The 22,160-nt window shown below is 43.7% G+C and carries 13 protein-coding genes and 1 riboswitch; all 13 genes read left to right on the top strand.

Annotated elements, in window-relative coordinates; genetic code table 11:
- The first annotated feature begins 794 nt into the window (after positions 1-794).
- Positions 795-1,286, top strand: a complete 492-nt coding sequence (locus PIL01S_RS29240) for a MarR family winged helix-turn-helix transcriptional regulator (protein ID WP_127541376.1) — start codon at positions 795-797, stop codon at positions 1,284-1,286.
- Positions 1,287-1,460: 174 nt separating this feature from the next.
- Positions 1,461-2,279, top strand: coding sequence for an SDR family oxidoreductase (locus PIL01S_RS29235; protein ID WP_127541374.1), 819 nt, complete (start codon positions 1,461-1,463; stop codon positions 2,277-2,279).
- Between the two features lie 217 nt (positions 2,280-2,496).
- Positions 2,497-3,000, top strand: a complete 504-nt coding sequence (locus PIL01S_RS29225; protein WP_127541371.1) for a hypothetical protein — start codon at positions 2,497-2,499, stop codon at positions 2,998-3,000.
- A gap of 829 nt (positions 3,001-3,829) precedes the next feature.
- Positions 3,830-4,777, top strand: a complete 948-nt coding sequence (locus PIL01S_RS29220) for an ABC transporter permease (protein ID WP_127541369.1) — start codon at positions 3,830-3,832, stop codon at positions 4,775-4,777.
- 13 nt (positions 4,778-4,790) lie between these two features.
- On the top strand, positions 4,791-5,660 hold the full coding sequence (locus PIL01S_RS29215; protein ID WP_127541367.1) for a carbohydrate ABC transporter permease: 870 nt from the start codon (positions 4,791-4,793) through the stop codon (positions 5,658-5,660).
- A gap of 65 nt (positions 5,661-5,725) precedes the next feature.
- Entirely contained in the window at positions 5,726-7,312 is a 1,587-nt protein-coding gene (locus PIL01S_RS29210; protein ID WP_127541365.1) for an extracellular solute-binding protein, read from the top strand.
- 91 nt (positions 7,313-7,403) lie between these two features.
- Complete coding sequence (locus PIL01S_RS29205) at positions 7,404-9,143, top strand: sensor histidine kinase (protein ID WP_127541363.1); 1,740 nt, start codon at positions 7,404-7,406, stop codon at positions 9,141-9,143.
- Entirely contained in the window at positions 9,143-10,753 is a 1,611-nt protein-coding gene (locus PIL01S_RS29200; RefSeq protein WP_127541361.1) for a response regulator transcription factor, read from the top strand. Before PIL01S_RS29205 ends, PIL01S_RS29200 begins: the two co-directional genes overlap by 1 nt.
- 96 nt (positions 10,754-10,849) lie before the next feature.
- On the top strand, positions 10,850-13,081 hold the full coding sequence (locus PIL01S_RS29195) for an FAD-dependent oxidoreductase (protein ID WP_127541359.1): 2,232 nt from the start codon (positions 10,850-10,852) through the stop codon (positions 13,079-13,081).
- Positions 13,082-13,097: 16 nt separating this feature from the next.
- Positions 13,098-14,306: an SGNH/GDSL hydrolase family protein gene (locus PIL01S_RS29190; RefSeq protein WP_127541357.1), complete on the top strand. Its 1,209-nt coding sequence runs from the start codon at positions 13,098-13,100 to the stop codon at positions 14,304-14,306.
- Between the two features lie 271 nt (positions 14,307-14,577).
- A complete protein-coding gene (locus tag PIL01S_RS29185; protein ID WP_127541355.1) occupies positions 14,578-19,644 on the top strand; it encodes a golvesin C-terminal-like domain-containing protein in 5,067 nt (1,688 codons plus the stop codon).
- A gap of 388 nt (positions 19,645-20,032) precedes the next feature.
- A riboswitch (ZMP/ZTP riboswitch) is annotated at positions 20,033-20,111 on the top strand.
- A gap of 65 nt (positions 20,112-20,176) precedes the next feature.
- Complete coding sequence (locus PIL01S_RS29180; protein ID WP_127541353.1) at positions 20,177-21,145, top strand: phosphoribosylaminoimidazolesuccinocarboxamide synthase; 969 nt, start codon at positions 20,177-20,179, stop codon at positions 21,143-21,145.
- Positions 21,146-21,215: 70 nt separating this feature from the next.
- Positions 21,216-21,902, top strand: a complete 687-nt coding sequence (locus PIL01S_RS29175) for an HAD family hydrolase (protein WP_127541351.1) — start codon at positions 21,216-21,218, stop codon at positions 21,900-21,902.
- Positions 21,903-22,160 lie beyond the last annotated feature (258 nt).

Here is a 22,160-nt window from a genome sequence, read left to right as displayed (position 1 = left end):
TTAGTGGTACCCGCAGAGTTCCAAAACAAGATCGAATTCAGCGGAATACACTAGAGGGACTCCACCGTGATACGTACAGTGCCATTATTCGACAAGATGGTTTGATTAATCATCGTCGAGGTACAAGTTCTTGTCCCGATTGCCGGAATGGACAAGAACATAGTCTGATTTCCGATTAGATGAACATCTAATCATCGATAACATGCACTTAAAGCTTTATTAAGTACCATAATACATGAAAATGTTCACAATGTTATGTGACAACTGACAAGATGAGAGGTTAAACACGGTTGCTAGGTATTAAAAAGGCGAAATACGGACTAAAATAGCTGCTGATCTAGACGATCGGACATTTCCCTTTTTATTGTGTTCTATTTTTCAGTAAGCAGTTTATCTACAGAGACAGAGAATGCTTCATAGTCAAATGAACGGATGCAGTGGCCAAAGCGATTATGTTCGGCAACAAGAGTCAATTTATTGAAGACAACACTCAGTTCGAATTCTATATTTTTGAGCTTCAGGTTGAGGTGGATCGTTTAGAGGCAGATCTGGATGAAGCCAGGATTCCATGACTTACCGAAGAAGGTGGATGAACTGATTATGAATATGTTTAAAAAGCGAAAGGCCGTGCACTATGGGTCATTTTAAGGAAAAGGCTACCTTTAATCGACGAAGTCCAGCATGCGAGCGTTTTGATTTTCATAGAAAAGAAATAATGATTTGACATTTTCTATGGGGTAAGTTATCTTTGCCTATATAGTTAAGCTATTAACTAAATGGAGATGACAGAACACATGGATAATCTGCAAGAAGAGAACTTACTGCCAATTGATCCTAAACAAGATACGCTGCAAGAATATTTGCTTAGTCTGCCACTGCCCAATGAAGCTTTTTTTACGATGGTTGAGGCGACTGCCAATCTGGTGGCCGTGTCGGAGAAATACTGGCAATCCCAAGGGCTAAATGGAGCAAGAATTCGCATACTTGTAGAGATTGCAAAAGATGGGGGAACGATGCTGCCTTCAGTGCTTGCCGAAAAAATCGGTGTCACCAAGGCTAACATTAGCTTGCTGCTGACTCCGCTGGAGCGTGATGGATACATTGCGAGGGCTGAACATGCCCGAGATGGTCGCAAGACGGTGATTTCCATTACCGATGCAGGACGGACATTATTGAGGGAGCATCTGCCGGGTAACCGTGAAGCTGTGGCTTTACAAATGGACAAGTTGGATGAACAGGAGCAGCATCAGTTGATTGTTCTGTTACAGAAGCTGAATAGGTCTTGATCCTTAATACACTTTAAAACGATACTAATACAAGTCGATTCTGAGGCAGGACATGTTTGGAAAAGGATGGGATTGGTTCAGCGAGGAATGTGTTGTAGTCCAGTGAATCACTCTGTTCATTTAGTTAATAGCTTAACTACTTGTTGCAATTCTTTTACAGGAGGGAAAAGCAGGATGACGATCATGATTACAGGAGCCACAGGACAATTAGGTCATCTGATTATTGCAAATCTTCTAGTCCGGGTCCCCGCTACTGAAATTATCGCAGGTGTCCGTAATGGGGGGATGTCCGCAACCTTAAAAGCTTTAAAGGATCAGGGTGGGGAGGTTCGCTGTATTGACTATGATAGGCCGGAAACGCTACAGAAAGCCTTTACCGGTGTGAATAAATTGCTGCTGATTTCCAGCTCACATACCGATGATACAGTCCGGCTAACTCAACATACAAGTGTAATCAATGCGGCGAAGAACGCTGGAGTTGAACATATCCTGTATACCAGTTTTGCTTTCCCACAGACGAGTCTTAAAGGTTCGAGTAGCGTGCATAGACTTACCGAGCAGGTCATATTTGGTTCGGGGATGAAGTATACGATTTTGCGCAATGGGCTGTATATTGATTTTGTGAATGTCCTTGGACTTCAGGAGGCGATACAAAGTGGCGTGCTAACAACTTCAGCCGGAGATTGGCGATTTAATGCGGTTACACGCAGTGATCTTGCACGGGCCATTGCGAACGTGCTTGCAGAGAAAGGGCATGAGCAGAGGATATATGAGTTGGCCGCGCCAAAGACTTGGAACTTTGCTGATCTGGCTGAGGTGCTCACAGCATTGGCGGATAAACCTGTCATGCACATCGAGGATGTGTCGGTACAACATTGGATCTATCCTTTTTTAAGCAGTATTGATACCGAATCTACGTCTAAGGACCTTGAGCAATTGATGGGCAAACCAATAACTTCGTTGGAGGAGAGCATTGCACCTTTTCTGAATTGATTATGTGGAACAACATCTGCACTTGCCGATTGAGATTGAGGACATTGCTAGGTCGTAAATGAGTTCAAAATATCTTTTTCATCGCATGTTTCATGCAGTAATCGGTTTGACCGTAACTCAGTACGTGAGGAATAGGCGTCTTACGCTTGTGGCGCAGGAGTTAGCGGGAACGGATCTACAATGAATAAAATTACATTTATTTGATTGGACTGTAGATATGAGAAAAAACTCCTATAAATTCGTTCTGATTGCATCCATTTTTCTGAATGTATTGCTCGTTATTCTCTCGTATAACAATCATTTAAATAAAAAACGTAATTATGCATCTGGAGATCCTTCAGCCTATAGAACCTTTATTCATGGTTTGAGTTATTTTAGTGAATCGATAGGTACTTTAAAAGCTGAAAATTCTAAATCTGAAAATACGAATATTCTTATTCATGCAAAAGAGCGGTTAAACCTTGAAATGAATTCTTATATTAAATTTGAGAATCCTATGGCTTCAACAAATCTCGAATCCTCAATCCTTGATGACAAAGTGGCGATGGTTAATGAATCCATGTTTAAGGTACTTTCTTCGTATGTACGAGGAGAATATGATTTACAACAAATAAATCAATTCAAAATGCAGGTGGATGAATTGCTGAATAACCTGCCTAAATCTTATGATACAAAGATGAAAGATGATTTTATAAAAACCATTAATAATCTTTCTTATTAAGTCAGAACATGAGACCTTAAGTTAAGACCGTTTTCCAAGATATTCTTGGGAGACGGTCTTTACAGCTTTTTAAGAGCAAATTTTGATAATACAAACTCATGTCCTTAGCAGATGATGATCAAGAAGGTGGGGCATAATGATTTAGTTAGTGTTAGTTAGTTAGTAGAAGAATAACTTGCGAAGGTGTCGAGGGACAAGAACATAGTCCCATTGAAGTCGCTATTTTAGCGGCTTATTTATGTAATCGGTACAAGTTCGTGTCCCGAGCCAAGGACAAGAACTTGTACCGATTACCGTTTTAATGGATATCTAAATAAGAAGCGCAAGTAGTTCAAACCTCAATAAATACTGGGCATGATACATGACAGTTTTCGCATCTTTATGGAAACAACTGCCTCGAGATCTTTTCCCCGAAATGAAATTGGTGTCCGTAGGGAAGAAGGCCAAATCCGCATGCGGAAACTTCAAATAAAAACAATTAGGCAACTCAACCATCCCACCGGGCTGAAATATTCCGGCAGCAGTTTTACTTTCTGTTTCCCAAAAAAGGTATGGACATGTTGTTTTATTGCATGATTTATTTAACAACTAACGCTACATAAGTTCCAGATTTGATAAAACCATGGATCTAAGCTTTTCTTTTTTTACGGTTGTATTGATTTTTGTAGTACTGGGTTCTTGATGTCCTAATTATTCTGCGATAGCGGCGCCTTCCCCTTCGTTATAAAGCCCACTTACTTAATATCTTATAAGAAATTCTTGAAATTTCAGAAATTTATCCGATAGGAGGATGCTATTATACAACTACAAATAAAGATGAGGTGATGATATGCAAGTGAAATTGGCAGCGGACGCCATTCCCCTCTCCAAAAAGCGGAAGTCATGGATAAGGACGATACAAAAGTATAAAGTGATGTATGCTCTCTTATTACCGGCCTTAATTTACTTTGCCGTTTTCAAATACATTCCTATGGCGGGAATCATGATTGCTTTTAAAAACTACAACCTCGCTTTGGGAGTATGGGATAGCCCGTGGGTGGGATTCAAGAATTTTACGGATTTTATGAATGGCGTTTATTTCTGGGACATCATGAAAAACACGATTGTTATATCGCTGTATAAGCTATTGTTCGGTTTCTCCGCTCCCATCGTACTTGCTTTACTCCTCAATGAAGTTCATACCCAATGGTTTAAGAAAATCGTACAAACCATTACTTATTTACCCCACTTTCTGTCTTGGGTCATTGTATATGGATTGATGGTAGCCTTATTAGCCCCAGGCGATGGCCTTTTTAATATGATTTTGAAGGAAAGTGGTTTTCAGCCCATCTCATTTCTAACGGAGCCTGCTTGGGGAAGACTGCTGGTCATCGCATCTGAAATATGGAAGGACATTGGATGGGGAGCGATACTGTACCTCGCCGCATTAGCAGGTATTGATCCAAGCTTATATGAGGCGGCTCGAATGGATGGAGCTTCCAAATGGAGACAACTCTGGCACATCACTTTACCCGGCATTCGAGGAGTCATTATTCTGATGCTGATCCTTAAATTAAGCCATATTCTGGATGCTGGCTTTGACCAAATATTCATGTTTGCCAACACCTTTAACCAGGAGAAGATCGACATTATCGATACATGGGTATACCGTGAAGGGTTGGAGCGTCTGAAGATTGGCTTGGCTACTGCTGTAGGATTGTTTAAAGCTGTCATCGGATTTGCTTTAGTTCTGGCAGCAAATAAGCTTGCCAAAAAATTCGATGGGCAAATTTGGTGAGGTGGTTGATTAAATGATCCATTTGACAATCGGAGAAAAAGTCTGGCAATTCGTCGTTTATGTTATTCTTATTTTTTTATCCCTACTTTGCTTATTACCCTTTTTATATGTGATTGCTGTCTCCGTGACGCCAGAATCGGAAGTGTTACGAAGAGGGATTGTTATTATACCAGAATCTTTTACCTTTCTGGCCTATAAAGAAGTATTCATTTCTCATGGGCTCTGGCAGGCGTATAAAATTACGTTGTTTCGAACGATCATAGGCACTGCATTAAATGTGTTTTTTACGGTCATCGCGGCGTACCCGTTATCCAAAAAATATTTGCCGGGACGCAGTCCGTTTTTACTATTCATTGTGTTTACCATGATGTTCAGTGGGGGGTTAATTCCGACTTATCTACTAATTCGCTCTCTGGGGTTGCTAAACAGTCCGTGGGTATTGATTATTCCGAATCTTATTAGTGCATTTAATCTGGTGATCATTAAAGGCTTTTTCGAGCAATTGCCAGGTGAAATCGAGGAATCAGCGAGGGTTGACGGTGCAAGTGAACTACAATCGTTATGGCGGATCATTTTACCACTGTCTTTGCCCGTCATCTCTACCATTTCTTTATTTTACGCAGTGGGGCATTGGAACAGTTATTTCGATGCTATTGTATATATCAATGATTCCGACCTCATGCCGCTTCAAGTAGTCTTACGCAACATCCTGCTTAACGTCGCAACACAAAGTGCTGAGTCGCTCGCCAATTCCGGAACTGTAAGTACGTTCGCTGTGCAGATGGCTACAGTTGTCGTGACTACGATTCCGATTTTGATCGTTTACCCATTTTTGCAAAAGCATTTTACCAAAGGTGTACTCCTGGGATCCGTTAAAGGGTAAAAGATGTTCCAACCTAAGTTATTACGGGGAAACCGTGATAATATACAAGCAAAGGAGAGGTCAATATGGAGCGTAAAAAGATTTCATTTGCTATTCTGTCGGCAATCTTAGGACTGGGAACGTTATTGTCAGGATGTGGGGGAAATGAAGAAGTTACATCGACAACTTCGGGTAATTCGCAAGGGCAGTCTGGTCAGTTTGAAACCAAAATGAAAATTTCGATGTTTAACCAAGGTACGTTCAATGCTGCTGCTCCGATCCCTCCAGGTGATGAAGATATTCAACGCCAAATGTTGGAAAAAGAGATGAACATCGACTTGGATATGGTGATTCCTCAAGCTGGGCAGGCAACAACCAAACTGAATACGCTCATTGCAGGCGGAGATATTCCAGATTTGATCTTCTTGAAGAGTCGTGCTGATCTCGCGCAATATTATGACCAAGGTGTTCTTGCGGATTTGACACCGTATCTGGATCAATTTCCTGAATTACAGAAACGTTTTAGCGACGACTCCTGGGAGGCGATGTCATATCAAGGAAAAACGGTCGGAGTTCCAGGGTACGACAATGTAAACGGTATCAGTCGAAGCTACTTCATCCGCAATGATTGGCTGAAAAAGCTGAATATGAAAGTGCCAACAACACCTGATGAGTTGTTCGAAGTTATGAAAGCCTTTACAGAGAAAGATCCGGACGGAAATGGCAAAAACGATACGTACGGATTCATCGGCGGTATGAATAAAGAAGGCAATCTGCAAACCTACGGCTTCGATAGCTTGATGTGGATGTTCGGCGTCAATCCTCCTTCGGCCGTTGAGATAAAAGATAATGAACCGGTATTTATGTTTATCGATCCCAAAATGAAAGAGGCGCTTGCTTACATTAATAAAATGATGGCAGCCAAGGTGGTTGACCCGGACTGGGTGACGATGAATTCGCCTGATCTGTTGGACCAAAAGATGTTTAAGGGTAAAGTTGGCTTCATGATCAGAGATGCTCGAAGACTGGAGCCGGATTATCAGCAGAAAATGAAAGAAATTAGTGGCGAAGTGCCGGAATGGATCGTTATTCCTCCGATGAAAGGTCCGTACGGTGATCAAATTGTTGAGAGAAAATCGTTCCAAGGCAATTCATGGGCTATATCCGCGAAAGCGGATAAGGACAAAATCATTCGGATCTTGTCCATGCTGAATTATCTCTTTACGGATGAGGAGGCCTATCCGAACTTTGCATACGGAATCAAAGGTATCCATTGGGATGTCGTAGACGGCAAGATCAAGAATAAAACCTCCGAGTTATCAAAGGAAATGAAAGAGAAGTACCTGTGGGTCGATCATTATAGAATGCCGCGCCGTGGTGATGATGCGGAGTACTTCAGCTTCCAGAATCCGAAGACAGCGGAGGCTTTCAAGAACAATCAGCAATATGTGGGGCCAACGTTGCCGGGAAATTTATTGACCCCAGACCCCAGCGATACCTTGGATGCTGACCGCACACGTTTCATTAATGAAAGTTTAGTTAAATTTATGACGGGCAAAGAGCCTCTTTCCAACTGGGACAATTTCCTCCAAACGTTGGATACCAAGTTTGACATGCAGAAATATAAGGAAACTGCTATCAAACAATTTAAAGAAGCCGGCCTTATCAAGTAAATAAACAAAGAGAGAGTGGCTATTCGTAGCCCCTCTCTTTATTAGCATATGCTATTCTTAGTTTAAAACGGAACTAAAAGGAAGATGATCGATGCGAAGAAGAATCAGCTTGCCTTTAAAATTATTTTTTATCGTGTTTGCCTTTGTATTAGGCTGCATCATCTTGATAAGCCAACTGTCTTATCGCTATGTCCAAAAGGAAATAAGAACCAATGACATTTTTTACACCAATCAAATACTAGACAAGGTAGACCAGTATTTCACCGTTAATTTCTCCTCCTTCCAGACGATTCTCTTCTCAGTCGAAACATCAGTGAAAGCCAACATTAACAATACCGAAGTGATTAAAAAGCAATTAAGAGAGCTGTATGAACTCAACAGTATTTATGTCAGTAATATTTATCTGATCAAAAGCGATTTATCCATTCTGGGTGGAAGTACACCTACTCGAATATTCGATGAACCTTTATCTGAAAGAGCACCTTTATTTGATGCGGCTGACAAGAGTAGAAGGACTACCTTTGTTAGTGAACCTTACAAATCGAAGTATTCCGGCTGGACCGTTACGATGGTTCGATATCTGAACGGTGCTCCGTTTCCTATGGCCATTGCTGTTGATTTGGATCTAAATGCCATTGAAGAAACCTTGTTCAAGATTAATAAACAGGAACAAATGAATCTGGCTCTGATCACTGCGTCAGGTAAGATCATTGCCGGATTTTCTGAAAATAAAGGACCTCTGAATATTCAAGATCATTCTTTTTCGATCGGCGAGACGTCAGCGGAAGAAATTCTGGATACAACAGAAACAAACCTTCAACTGTATACCAACGATGGCACTCCGGTCTCCCTTTTGAAAAAACCAACAGAGAAATTCAACTGGACCATCATCTCGATCAACGATGAATCACGCTTAAAAGCAGCGTTGTCCAGATTGGAAACCTATTATATCGAGCTTCTCGCTGCAGGTCTTCTTTTAAGTTTGTTCATTTCTTTTTTGGTTGCCAAATATATAAGAAAACCACTTTATACGCTCAAAACAAAAATGAAGCAGGTGGAACAAGGCATCCTCACAACGACTATAACGATTAATCGAAACGATGAGTTTGGCGATCTTTCACGGGCATTCGATCGGATGCTGCAGCAAATAGTTGAACTGATTCGCCGAGCCGAGCTTCATAATGAACTTGAGCGGAAGTTGGAAATCCAGGTGCTGCAGTCTCAAATTAACCCTCATTTTCTGTATAACACACTTGGTTCAATCAGCAATGTGATACGTCTCGGACAAATAGAGAAAGTAGATGTGGTGATCGGGTCGCTCATTTCATTATTGGAGTACGGGATAGACGATGCTTCTGAGAAGGTTTCCCTGCGCCAGGAATTACGCAATGTAGCGGACTATATCGAGATCCAGAACATTCGGTATAACCGAAACTTCAACTTGATTGAAAATATCGAAGCAGGACTGATGGATTTTCCAGTTTTCCGAATGCTGCTGCAGCCCCTTGTGGAGAATAGTATCTTCCATGGTTACAACGGAGGGGGAATTGAGGGACCTATTACGATTCATGCGTACAGGGAGGACAGTATCGTCATCATAGAAGTTGTTGATCAAGGCGAGGGAATTCCAGCTGATAAAATAAAGCATATTTTAATCTCAGAACCGAGTGAAGAGGAAGTGAAAAGGAAAAGAATCGGGCTGAATAATATTCATGGGCGAATAAGACTTCACTACGGAGATCAATTCGGGCTGGATATCATAAGTATACCTAAGGAAATAACCCGTATACGCGCTGTATTCCCGGCAGAATTGCAAAAAGGAGATGCATAATGGGGAGAGACTATACCTGCTTCATTGTTGACGATGAAGACCTGATCATTCAACGATTGGAATTGTTTTTTAATGAGCTTTCTAATAGGGATAGACGATTTGTTCTAGTGGGCAAAGCCAATAATGGCCTGAATGGGATCGAGGAGATCATAAAACTTAAACCGGATATCGTCATATCCGATATTGTAATGCCGCGAATGGACGGAATTTCCATGATTGAGCAGCTCAAGGTGGAGCTCCCCCATACCCAATACATACTTCTGACCGCCTATTCATCTTTTGAATACGCTCAGCGAGCGATTCAAGCCAACGTATTAGAGTACATTGTAAAGGTTCCGCTGAGGGAAGCGGATTTGAATCGAGCGTTGGATAAGGCAGCCGGAATTTTAAATGAGTTTGAGAAAAAAGAGGCGGAGTTTCACTCGTTAAACGTATCCGTGCTTGAAAATAAATACAGAGTCCGCAAGCAATTTTTTAACGAATTGATCCGAGGTGAAATTCCTTCTCATCGGGCATCGGATTTTGCCAATCGCATGCAGTTTCATTTCTTTCAAGCCAACTATTGCTGTTTCATCGTTGAGATGAATACGTATGAAAGTTTCCGAAACGAATACGCTGCCACAGATCAAAACATCTTGAAATATGCGATTACGAATATCATCGAAGAAACGGTGATGAGTGGTGGCCGTGGTGTAGCTGCGGATCTGTCTGATAATCGTTTTATTGGCTTTTTATCCTGGGAAAATAACCGCAGTGATATGGAAACGGAATACGCTTGCCTATCCTTGGGAGGGCAGATCATCTCTCATTTGCATCAATATGTGAATCAAAGGGTATCCGTCGCTTTTGGAGGTCCACACCGAGGCTGGGAATCGATCAAACAGGCGTACACGGAAGCTAAAAATGTGAGTGAGGATTTCTATTATCATACCGAAAAAGTAGTCAAAACACCGATGCATCGGTTCCAATACCATAATGACAAAAAGGCAGACTTTCAGCAGAAGCTGAATGATTTTCTTATACGGCTGAAACGAAAGATTTCCAAGGAAGAGCTGGACAATGCACTTGCCGAACTGTTGCAATTTGTTTCGGACCATAAAATCCACAAATCCATCATGGTGCCAATGATTAGAGACTTGTACAGAGACATTACCGTGAAATTTAAATCAGGAAATAAGATGGCCACGGAAGTTCCAGACTTCCCCATGGAATTTATGGCTTTTCAGGAGCAGCTCGCCTACATTGGAGACTTCACATTCGAATACGTGCATGCGGGCCAACTGTTACATCGTGCAGAAATTATGAGTGCTATGCATTTTATAGAGAAAAACCTGAAACAACGTTTAACGCTGGAGGCAATTGCGGAGGAAGTGAATTTAGCGCCATCGTATTTTAGCAGTTTATTCAAAAAAACAATGAACGAAGGCGTGATCAGCTACATCAACCGTAAAAAAATCAACCTCGCTCTCGAGTTGTTAAATGTTCGGGATTATTCTTTATTGGAATTGTGCGAGGAAGTAGGCATTGTCAACGAAGGTTACTTTTGCAAACTTTTCAAAGAATATACAGGTGATACACCCAAGCAATACCGGATAAAAATGACACGATAGGAATCCAAATAAGGATGCAAAAAATGTATGATTTTTTCGCGAAATCCTATAAAAAAAAACGGGCCAAAACCATTACCATGATAGGAGTATCTAATCATGGAGGTTATCAAAATGGAGCTTATGAAAGCTGATGTAACTGTCATAGGTGGAGGAATTGCCGGAATATGCGCTGCCATTGCTGCCGCGCGCCAAGGGCTGCAGGTTTCACTTATCAATGATCGGCCAGTTCTTGGGGGAAATGCGAGCAGCGAGGTCAGAGTTCATATCAACGGGTCGGCATATCTCGGAAACAGTCCATCCTATTATGCTCGCGAGGGCGGGTTGGTAGAAGAACTGAAACTGAAGATCTTTCATTATAATCCGTTATACAACAAGAAACTTATGCTTTCGCTTTCGGATACGGTTTTGCTCGACATGGTTTATGATGAGCCCAACATTTCTCTATTTCTGAACACATGTGTACATGAAACGGGCATGGAGAACGGCAGAATTCAATGGGTGGAGGGCCTTCAATTGGCTTCCGAGAGAAAATTTCGTTTTGAAAGCTCAACCTATATCGATTGCTCCGGGGATGGAATTGTTGGATATCAAGCAGGAGCTCACTTCCGATGGGGAAGAGAGGCGAAGCACGAATACAAGGAGGAGCTCGCTCCAGAAGTGGCGGATCATTACACCATGGGCGATACGATTCTGTTTCAAGCCCGTGACGTAAACTATGCCGTTCCTTACAAAAGGCCTGGTTTTGCGTATGATATTACGAAGCTGGAGTTTTTTGATAGTATCAGAAAAGGCTTAAATCATCGGTCTTTTCCAAGGAAAATCAACGGGCTTGGCGGATTGTGGTGGCTGGAATATGGCGGACATATGGATATTATCAAGAATAATGAAGATATCGCATTGGAACTGCGGAAATTGGTGTACGGAATCTGGGATTATATCAAAAATAGCGGCGAGTTTGATGATGTAGACAATCTCATCCTGGATTATGTATGCCCGATTCCGGGAAAGCGGGAATCGAGACGGTTTATAGGGGAACACATGCTGTCTCAGAATGATCTTACAGCAAAGCCTCATTTCGAAGATGCTGTATCCGTCGGAGGGTGGTATATGGATCTGCATGCGAATAAAGGCATCTACGATGAGGGGCCGGCTACGGCGTGGAACTTTGTGCCGGGATTGTATAATATCCCGTTTCGCAGCTTGTTTTCACGTAATATCCCAAATCTCATGTTCGCTGGTCGCAATATAAGCGCTACCCATGTGGCTTTTGGATCTACAAGGGTGATGGCAACCTGTGGTTGTATGGGGCAGGCGGTAGGAACGGCTGCTGCGTTATGCGTAAAATATGAGGCAGACCCCGCGGCCATCGTCAAAGCCCATATTGGGGAGCTTCAGGCGCAGCTGCTTCGAGACGGGCAAACGATTGTAGGGCTTCAAGAGCCGTTGGATCCTTATTTCGCAGACGGATTAACGGTTCGTGCCTCGTCTCAGCGAAGCTATGAACATATTCTTTCAACCGAAGAGGTCTCCTTGGAGAAAGCGTTATGTTTGGTCTTGCCGATTCAGACATCTATGGTTGAGAGCGTGCAGCTCAAAATTAAAAATAAATCCGAGCATTCGGAGACGCTGCAAGTGAAACTGTATGGTGGTGATCGAAAGGAAAACTATATTCCTACCAACGAGCTGAAAGATTACGGCTTGGTTATTTTAGCGGGTTACGATGACTGGATTACACTGGACCTCAGCTGCAAGAAGCCAGAAGACGACAAAATCTATATCGTATTGGAAGGCCCGGCAAGCCTTTCCGTATACGGCAATGAAGAGAAAATGACAGGAGCGGTAAGCTTCTACTATAAACCGGAAGAGCCATCCAGGCTGAAGAAGCTTAATAAGAGCATTTGCTTCAAGGATCTGATACCATCCCAGGATATGTATAATCCCGCGAATGTCGTCAACGGCTTCTCCAGACCTTATGGTCTGCCAAACGGCTGGATTTCGGAACGTACGGAAGGACAGGAATGTCTGGAATTTGGTTTTGCAAGCCCCAAGAATCTGGATGAAGTCCATCTTGTCTTCAATTCACAGCTGAACTTGGAGCATTTCGACGATCCAATCGAGCCACTTATCCAAGACTATGATGTGACCTTAACCATGGAAGACGGAACCGAGAGTAAAATTAATATCCGTGGGAATTATCTTTCGTTGAATAAACATCAGGTGCATGCAAAAGGTGTAACCCGAATCCGGTTTGATTTCTGTGCAACGTATGGTTCGCCTTATTATGAAGTGTTTGCTGTAAAATTTTTTGCTCCTATAAACGCTAAGTGAGGGTGGTGAAGTCCCGATGAAGGAATTTTTCCCTCGAAGAGGGCTGCCTAATGTCATTCAGAAGTTGGAAAATGGAGAAACCGTGACCATCGTTTATTTCGGCGGCAGTAATACACGTTCTGAAGGATACAGGGTCATGACAGCGGATTGGCTGCGAGGGCAATATCCCCATGCTGATATCCGCGCTGTGAACGCAGGCATTGATGGGACAGGATCGGATCTCGGCTGCGCCCGTTTGCAGACAGATGTACTGCGTCATCAGCCTGATCTCGTATTTGTTGAATTTGTTGGCAACGATGGCGGAGTTCCCGAATCCAAAGCGCGGATCGAAGGCATTGTCCGACAGATGCGCAAGCACAGACCGTTTACCGATATCCTGTTCGTATATACGATTAAGGAGCGGGATTTGAATTCGTTTCAATCCGGTGAGTACCAGAAGGGTGCTCTTATGCAAGAGGAAGTTGCCGACTATTATGGTATTCCTTCGATTCATCTGGGCGTGGCGGTCAGTCAATTGGTTTTGGAGGGAAAGCTCATTTTCACCTCAAGTGCAGATGTATCCATTCCCGGTGCCGTTATTTTTACGCATGATTCGATCCATCCGACTATTCCCGAAGGACACCAGATTTACACGGACACAATCATTCGGTCGTTTGAGCAAATGAGTGAACTTCGAGATCACGTGGGAAAAGTCGAACATCACTTGCCGCAGGACCCTTTGGTCCCGGCTAATCCGTGGGAGTATGCGACCATGCTGCCGCTGGACCGTCTTACTCTTTTTTCGGCAGGATGGTCTTACATGACCCCTGATAATTTTGCTTTAGTGCGCGAGTACGATTGGTTGTTCCCCGGCCTATGGCGGGCAGTCGATCCTGGAGAGACGATCACGGTGGAGTTTGAGGGAACCCACATCGGGTTATTCGATATCGGGGGGCCGGATTCTGGCCGATTGAAGGTGTCGGTGGATGGAGGAGAACCCTTTCTTGTCGATCGATTCACACCCTATAACGATCATAATCGAAATCAGTATGTTTTCTTGCCGGAGCTACCGAATGGGAAACATACCGTTCGCTTTGAGATCGATCAGGAGAAGACTGACAAAGCGGCCGTGTTTGAGGTAAGTGGCAATAAACGAAGTATGGAACATGTTCGGCAGCATCCAGCTTGGTATGATCAAACAGTCATTCAGCTTGGAAAGTTGTTATTGGTGCAGCCGCCATTATAATGGATGGGTTCACTCGAAACACTTGGAAGACCTATATTCTAGCTGACTGCAACTGAGCAATCAATTAGGATGTAGGTTTCTTTTTTCACTTAAAATCGTATAAGAAATTCTTAAAATGAAAGAAATTTCACCGTGATCTAACATGCTAAGATAAAAACGACAGAGCGGGATTAGGCAGAAGGGGAAGGTTAATTGCTTTTTTACGATCATTTGAGCAAAAGGCAATGCATTTATGGAAGCGTTATCATTACGAGGAGAGGCTGTGAGTTGTATGGTCAAAAGGAAGCTGTTTTTCTTCATCGTTTTCATGTTGACGATCGTAGTTCCTTTCAGCCTGATCGGAATAAGGACCGCTTATGCGGAGACCTTACCTTATCAGACGATTATCATCGATGACGGGAGTATCAAGATCAATGATGTTGTGACACCTGATGCGGGTAACGAGAACAATGGATACTCAGCTCCAAATTGGACCACAAGCACAGGAGTGAAGGGGTATGATCTTTCCAGCTCCAAGTATACGAGCACAGCAGGCAGAACGATCACATGGAATCCACGCTTGGAAGCAGGAACGGCAAAAATATCGTTTTATAAGCTGGATTGGGCGGATAAAGCAGATAGTAATGTGAAAATTGAGATTGTTCATAATGGAACGACGGATGTAGTCTTTATGGATCTAAGACCTTCATCTGGTGATCCAGCGGGATGGGTTGATTTGGGAGAGTACTATTTTTCCGGAGCTGGTGAAGAATTCGTTCGATTGACTCGGTCTACCAGTACGACGAACACGATCCTTACGCGCGCTGATGCAGTCAAGTTCGAAGGGAATATTGAGCAAAAAGAGCCACATAAGACAATCATCATTGATGATGGAAGTCTCACGATTGATCATGTCGTCACTGTTGATGCAGGCAACGTCAATAACGGATTCTCCGCTCCTTATTGGAGCACAAGCGCGGGGGTGAAGGGGTACAATAATTCCAGCTCCAAATTTACAGACGCCGTAAATAGAAGCATCACATGGAATCCACGCCTGGAAGCAGGGACGGCGCGAATATCGTTCTATAAGCTGGATTGGGCGGATAAAGCAGATAGTAATGTGAAGATTGAGATTGTTCATAACGGGATTACGGATGTGAAGTTTATGGATCTAAGACCTTCGTCAGGTCCATCGGTTGGATGGGTTGATTTGGGGGAGTATGAGTTCAGTGGTGATGATAGCGAATTTGTCAGGCTGACTCGAACGCAACCTTCTACGGGTACAATTATTACGCGGGCTGATGCAGTCAAGTTCGAGGGGAATATCCGTCAACAAGCACCACCGTTGCCCCCGCTCCGGAGCCGCACATTAACGAATCTCAGTTACACCGAAAAAGGCAGCATCGAAAATGATAACTATAAAGCGACCTTCTATGAGGCAGTATGGGATGGAGGCAAATCCATCGTTCGTGACATGTTCTATAAGAACACAGACACGGGAAACTGGATGCCGATCAATAATGAATCGGAAAGACTTGAGGAGCAATGGGTTTTATTAGATGGGAATGCAGGCAGCCGAACCAATTACTACGATACAATGAACAAACGTTGGATTACATTTGACGGGATCACTTTTCCCGACAACCACACGGCGGTATTAACGGATTCTTCGCATGAGAGTGATTACGATTTTGAAGTGAACTGGTCCATGACAGGGGATAAACCAGATGTTTCCTTTGCTTTTACACCTCGCCGCGACGGCAACTATGTGATTGGATATCAGTCCTTCACAACAGAGTCCGTATCAGGCATCAATGAAGTGTTAAATGGATTCAGGTCACATGCCAAAATGGTAGGTACCGTGGAATCCACAAGCTTGAGGGAGCTGAGCGCTCCGATGAGTCTGGTTGAGAAGAATGATGCTTCGGGGAATCCATTGACGTATGGGGTGTTTGTACCTTCGGAAGAGCTACCGGTTGAATTTGAGCCAACGGGTGGCGTTACAAAACAACGGCTGGGCATGAGCCTTGTTAACAACGAAGGCAGCGTGCAGCCAATCCTTTACGCCCCTCAGTTGGGGACTTATTCGCAGATGACCGCAGAAAGCACCTATCGATTTCATATGGGACTAATCGCTCAAAAAAGCAATCTGTATGAGTCCTACACGGATATTCTTCGCAATGAGTACGACTATTCGGCATACCGAGAAAATGTGTCAGACCAGTCGCTTACTGACGCGATGTTCAATATGATTGATTTACTTAAGATTGAGCCGCAAGGAGACGACTCTGTTAATTATGTCCCATCACCCAGCGGGTGGTGGAGCCGTGCCAAGGGCTTTATTGATATCGAAAACGAGGATAGCGTTCGAACAAGCTCGAATGCAGTTCTTTTGGGGGCTTATTATCTCACTGGGGATGACCAGCTATACGATACGAGAGCACTGCCGTCCGTCCAGTATGGCGTATCGCGAAATGGTATCGGTTGGTCGCCAACGCAGAAGAAAGTATACGGTGTGCCTTCCTTATGGAAAATGGCTACTCTGCCATTCGATGTTTCAAGCGTGGCCGCTGTCAATCAGATGATGGGCACTTCGGCAGGCATTGGGGCGCTTGCACAGGAAGAATACCTCGTGCGTGACCCGGAACAGAAAGACCGGGGTCCTGTCGTTCAGCCCCTGATGATGTATCGGATGACGGGAGATGCGCAGTATTTACAAGCTGCGAAGGATGCAGCTGACAACTATATCACGCAGCATATCGATACACCCGCATCTGTCGATGTGAGTAAAAATGAGTTCATTTATTATTATAGCAAGCTGTGGATGGAGATCTTGGAGCTTTACGAAGAAACGCAGGATCCCAAATACTTGAATGCTGCCTATAAGGAAGCCAAACGGTATGCAACCATGTTCGTTGCTCGCCCGGTTCCTGAAGGAAACGTTACGATTCCGCAGCCGGAGACGTATAATTACGCGGAGTCGTTCCATTGGCCAGAAAGCGGTAAATTTCAATATCCTAGGCTTAAGCTTCCAGAAGATATAGCCGGAGGCGTTCAAGCGGAGCGTTGGCTTGTTTCACCGAGCGGATTGACGTTTGAAGCAGGAAGTACCACCGGCTATTATCGGATGAATGCTCAGGAAGCTCCATTCATGCTGAGATTGTCGCTCTATACAGGGGATAAGCTGCTGCAAGATATTGCTCATAATGCGGTAATTGGACGATATTCCAGTTATCCAGGTTATTATTATAAGGGCTTCGCCGTGAGCCAACTTGAACCGGACTTTCCTCTGGAAGGCCCAAGCGGGGCTACATCCATCTATTATCACCATATACCGGGGCAGCTCGGGCAAACGATGGATTATTTGATCAGCGAACAATCATTAAAATCAAACGGGAGCATTACGTTTCCTTCCGTATTTGAAACGAATTTTTTATGGTTCAAATATCACCTCTATGGGAATAAACCAGGTCAATTTTATGGTAATTCGGACGTCTGGCTATGGATGCCCAAGGGGATTATTAAGACCAACCATCCTCAATTGAATTGGATAACGGGTGAGAGCGGCGATAAATTCTACATCGGGTTAAGCAACGCATCTTCAGAAGAAGTTCAGACTCCAATTGAATTAAATGAACAAATCATTGGATTCAACCCGGCACAAGATTACACCGTAACGATCATCCGTGACAATGGTACACCAGAGCAAGCAGTTATGAGTGGCGGGATCATTCAAGCCACGGTTTCAAGCAAGGGCATCACCGCTATCATTGTAGAAGGACTTAACATTGATGTGCCGCTGCATCAGGTTAGAACAGCTGAACCATCGGATGCAAGTTATTTCTTTGATACCCACAGTCCAATTGATGCGGTTAAAGGCATGCTGATCGTTAAGCCCGACGAAACGGTTTATGATGCTTATGTGCAGGCCAAAACGACGAAACCAGCGACGATCCATTATTCCTTGGATGGCGGGGCTACGTATACGACGATTCCAGATACGATATACCCGATGGAATGGTCGATACGGGTGAACGATTTATCCCAAACCTTCACGTATTACTTAGAATCAGAGGGGAAACAGACCCGCAAGCGGACACTCTATCTACCGGATCAGGTAACCGAAACGCCAGTCCAACCTGATGATGGGCAGGATAGTTCATCTATCATTGTGGATAATACGGAGGCGGAGACAGAAGGTGTCTGGATAAGGGATACGACGGCGAACGACTATTACTATGATAATTATGTATATGCCAGATCGACAACCGGCACAGCGACAAGCAAAATGAGATGGCGGCCTGAGCTGCCGGAAAGTGTCACTTACAGTGTGTATTACAAGCTTCCGCAAATAACCGCTGCGAGTGAAAATTGGGCAACAAATGCCTTATTTACCGTTTATTACAGCGGGGGCTCCGAGACGGTTACCGTTGATGAGACAACGGCGAATGGAACTTGGGTGCACCTGGGGGATTATCCTTTTGCTGCAGGCGATAGCGGGTACGTGGAACTAACCAACAAGACCAACAAGTCCAGGGTCATTGCCGATGCGATCATGTGGGTGGACCCGAACAGGATACCACAATTGGAGTCTGCCGTGATCCTGTCTGATCGAAACGAGCTGCAGATGACTCAAACCGCACAACTGAGCGTAACCGGCTATTTGGATAACGGTTTGATCGGTGATCTAACACAGGCCAATGTGCAGTATTTCGTAGATCGAACGGATCTGGCTGAAGTGGACAGCAGCGGGGTGTTGACCCTTCTACATCTCGATGGGGAAACGGATCACATTGAGGTGTGGGCTACTGTCACGATTGACGGAGTGACCTTAACAACCACGCCTTTGAACATAACGATTAAGGATCTAACGGTTATCGTGGACAGTACAAATACAACCGGGTTATACACGACAGAAGGGTCTTGGAGCCAAAGTAATTTAGCCGGATACAAAATTGGGGTTAAGTCCCGTTATACTACTGTTCAAGGATCATCAGCAACGTGGAAAGGCCAGTTTCCAGAGGGGAAATATACGGTCTCGATCTACAAGCTTGTCCATACGACGGCGAACGATAATCATGTCAAAGTAGAAGTGAAGCATAAGACGGGTACCGAGGTCACCTATATCGATGCAACGGTCGGCCCATCGGGTTGGGTTGATCTAGGGACGTTTGACTTTACGGGAGACGGCAGCGAGTATGTTCGTTTAACCAGGGAGACTCCAACAACGGTAGATCCGCCAACGCTTCCTGCCGATATGATCTATACGAGGGTTGACGCAGTGAAGTTCGAACGGCATTCCGTTAGTTCGGAGCTGCCTGTAAATGAGGTGCCAGATCAACCGACACTTTCCGAATGACCTGGCATTTATCAATATCGCGTTGAGTATATGAATGGAAGTGGAACAACGGTAAGTGATGTTCTACAAATTATTGTAAAATAACCCTAAGAGCTGAGTGGATGAGAACGATCCATTCGGCTTTTTTTAAAAATAAATATAAATGTTGTTGGGGCAGTGTCGAGGGACAAGAACATATTCCCATTGTAGTCGCTATTATAGCGACTTTTTTATTTTATCGCCGGAATGGACAAGAACATAGTCCTATTGCCGATTAGTCGTATATCTAATCGTTATTTGCCGTTAATTCATTAAGCTAACGGGCAGGTTAGTTCCAATAAGCACACTGTAAATATAAACAAAAACTGTATTGGAAATAATGGAATTGTCTGATAGTATAGGATTGTATCAAAATATGTGTAACTGGCGTAACGTAGGTAACTACGGGGGAGCGCATATTTTATAAGCCGTACGCCTGGGCAAAGTATTTGATCTCAGATCAGATGCTTTTTTTATTTTTATTAATGAAAGATGAAAGGTCAGGTGGGCTTGCATGATATCCAAAGAAACGATTCGAAAAAACCTAATGAACTGCCTCGATGACACATCATTTCTGAATGTACCTGGATTCAGGAAAGATAAAGTTCGTGACACATATGATCTGGGTGATTCTCTAGTCCTTATCACCACAGACCGCCAAAGCGCATTTGACAGGATTCTTGCCAACATTCCATTTAAAGGCCAAGTATTAAACCAGATTAGCGCCTTTTGGTTTGAAAATACCTCGGATATAATCCGCAACCACGTAATAGAAATTCCGGACCCGAATGTTACCGTAGGAAAAAAATGCAAGGTAATTCCGGTCGAATTCGTAGTGAGAGCCTATCTTACTGGCTCGACTGATACCTCATCTTGGGTCCAATACTCACAAGGTATCCGAGACATGTGTGGCAACATTCTACCCGATGGAATGAAGAGAAACCAGAAGTTTGAGAAACCGATCCTGACTCCTTCGAAGAAATCAGCTTTACATGACGAATCGGTTTCGGCTACCCAAATCGTTGACGAAGGCCTAATTAACAAAGAGACTTGGGAGTATTTGCAAAAAATTGCTTTCTCGCTCTTTGCCAGGGGCACAGAGATCGCAGCTAGGAACGGATTAATCCTTGTAGATACCAAATATGAATTCGGTATTGATGACAAAGGAGAGATTCTTCTCATCGACGAGATACATACACCCGATTCTTCACGCTATTGGATTAAAGAGACATTCGAATCAAGGTTAGCCGCGGATAAGGAACCGGAGAATGTTGACAAAGAATTCTTACGACTTTGGTTCAAGGAGCATTGTAACCCATATAAAGATGAAATCCTGCCGTCCGCACCTGATGACCTTGTCATCGAACTGTCACATCGTTATATCCGCCTCTTCGAAATGATCACCGGCAAGGAATTTACCGTCGACGGCACGCATTCTGTAAAGGAGCGGCTTCTAAAGAACTTAAATGCTTATCTTATCTAAGCGACATTAACCAGCTAGGAGTAATTCGAATGCGCTGATGGTTACCGCAGCTGACAAAGGAGAGCGAACAATGAAAAAGTACATACTCTTCGATCATGATGGTGTTCTGGTTGATACTGAATTCTGGTATTACAAAGCGGGAGAACGTGCTCTGGCTGACATTGGATTTACCTTGGATAAAGATCAATACCTCCGCGACATGACTCAATCATTGGGCACTTGGGCCCAAGCAAAGGCGGCAGGTATTGATGATCTGACTATTAGAAAGCAGCGTGAGGCCCGTAACACCTATTATCAGGAATATCTAAGAACAGAAGCCATAGAGATTGAAGGCGTAGTTGAAACTCTAGCCGAACTGTCAAGGTACGTCCGCATGGCCATCGTGACGACTGCAAAACGTACGGATTTTCAACTTATCCATGAAAATCGCCAGATCACAAAATTCATGGAATTCGTCCTTGTTCGCGAGGACTACGAGCGAACCAAGCCGCATCCAGAACCATACTTGACCGGCCTAAAGCGCTTCGGAGCTACCAAAGAAGAGACCCTGGTTGTAGAGGATTCAAACAGAGGCTTGAGCTCAGCCGTAGCTGCTGGTATCGACTGTGCGATTGTCCATAACGACTTCACCAAAACACATGACTTCTCACAGGCCAGCTGTCGTATCAAGACTCTGATTGAACTAAAGGACATTATCCTGAATGTAAACAGAGAGAGCATTCGCCAGTGTGTCCCATATTCGACTGGATTAAGCTAAAGGGAAACGATAGTTCATCAAACCTGACAGTTCAGAACTTTATTTTCATATTCTGGACTGTCATTTTCTTTTTCATGGGTTGAACGATTTGAATTAAATCCGCAAGACGATCTCCTCCCTAAGCTACAATGAAATGATACGATGTTTTGAAGAATTCCCATGACCTATTGTCACACGAAAATTAAAAATCTATTGTCCAGGCTGTAACGAAATTCGGCCTCCGTAGTCATATAGTCGTAAGGACGTGAGAATGTGACC

The sequence above is a fragment of the Paenibacillus illinoisensis NBRC 15959 genome, assembly GCF_004000925.1.
GTDB classification, from domain to species: domain Bacteria; phylum Bacillota; class Bacilli; order Paenibacillales; family Paenibacillaceae; genus Paenibacillus; species Paenibacillus illinoisensis.
The sequence above is the reverse complement of the archived record's forward strand: the minus strand, read 5'-3'. Positions and strand labels throughout refer to the sequence as shown.

Excerpts from the sequence above, each read along its gene's own strand:
- PIL01S_RS29200 (WP_127541361.1), top strand. The coding sequence starts at position 9,143 with ATGGGGAGAGACTATACCTGCTTCATTGTTGACGATGAAGACCTGATC.
- PIL01S_RS29215 (WP_127541367.1), top strand. The coding sequence starts at position 4,791 with ATGATCCATTTGACAATCGGAGAAAAAGTCTGGCAATTCGTCGTTTAT.
- PIL01S_RS29205 (WP_127541363.1), top strand. The coding sequence starts at position 7,404 with ATGCGAAGAAGAATCAGCTTGCCTTTAAAATTATTTTTTATCGTGTTT.
- PIL01S_RS29190 (WP_127541357.1), top strand. The coding sequence starts at position 13,098 with ATGAAGGAATTTTTCCCTCGAAGAGGGCTGCCTAATGTCATTCAGAAG.
- PIL01S_RS29210 (WP_127541365.1), top strand. The coding sequence starts at position 5,726 with ATGGAGCGTAAAAAGATTTCATTTGCTATTCTGTCGGCAATCTTAGGA.
- PIL01S_RS29195 (WP_127541359.1), top strand. The coding sequence starts at position 10,850 with ATGGAGGTTATCAAAATGGAGCTTATGAAAGCTGATGTAACTGTCATA.
- PIL01S_RS29185 (WP_127541355.1), top strand. The coding sequence starts at position 14,578 with ATGGTCAAAAGGAAGCTGTTTTTCTTCATCGTTTTCATGTTGACGATC.
- PIL01S_RS29235 (WP_127541374.1), top strand. The coding sequence starts at position 1,461 with ATGACGATCATGATTACAGGAGCCACAGGACAATTAGGTCATCTGATT.
- PIL01S_RS29240 (WP_127541376.1), top strand. The coding sequence starts at position 795 with ATGGATAATCTGCAAGAAGAGAACTTACTGCCAATTGATCCTAAACAA.
- PIL01S_RS29180 (WP_127541353.1), top strand. The coding sequence starts at position 20,177 with ATGATATCCAAAGAAACGATTCGAAAAAACCTAATGAACTGCCTCGAT.
- PIL01S_RS29220 (WP_127541369.1), top strand. The coding sequence starts at position 3,830 with ATGCAAGTGAAATTGGCAGCGGACGCCATTCCCCTCTCCAAAAAGCGG.
- PIL01S_RS29175 (WP_127541351.1), top strand. The coding sequence starts at position 21,216 with ATGAAAAAGTACATACTCTTCGATCATGATGGTGTTCTGGTTGATACT.
- PIL01S_RS29225 (WP_127541371.1), top strand. The coding sequence starts at position 2,497 with ATGAGAAAAAACTCCTATAAATTCGTTCTGATTGCATCCATTTTTCTG.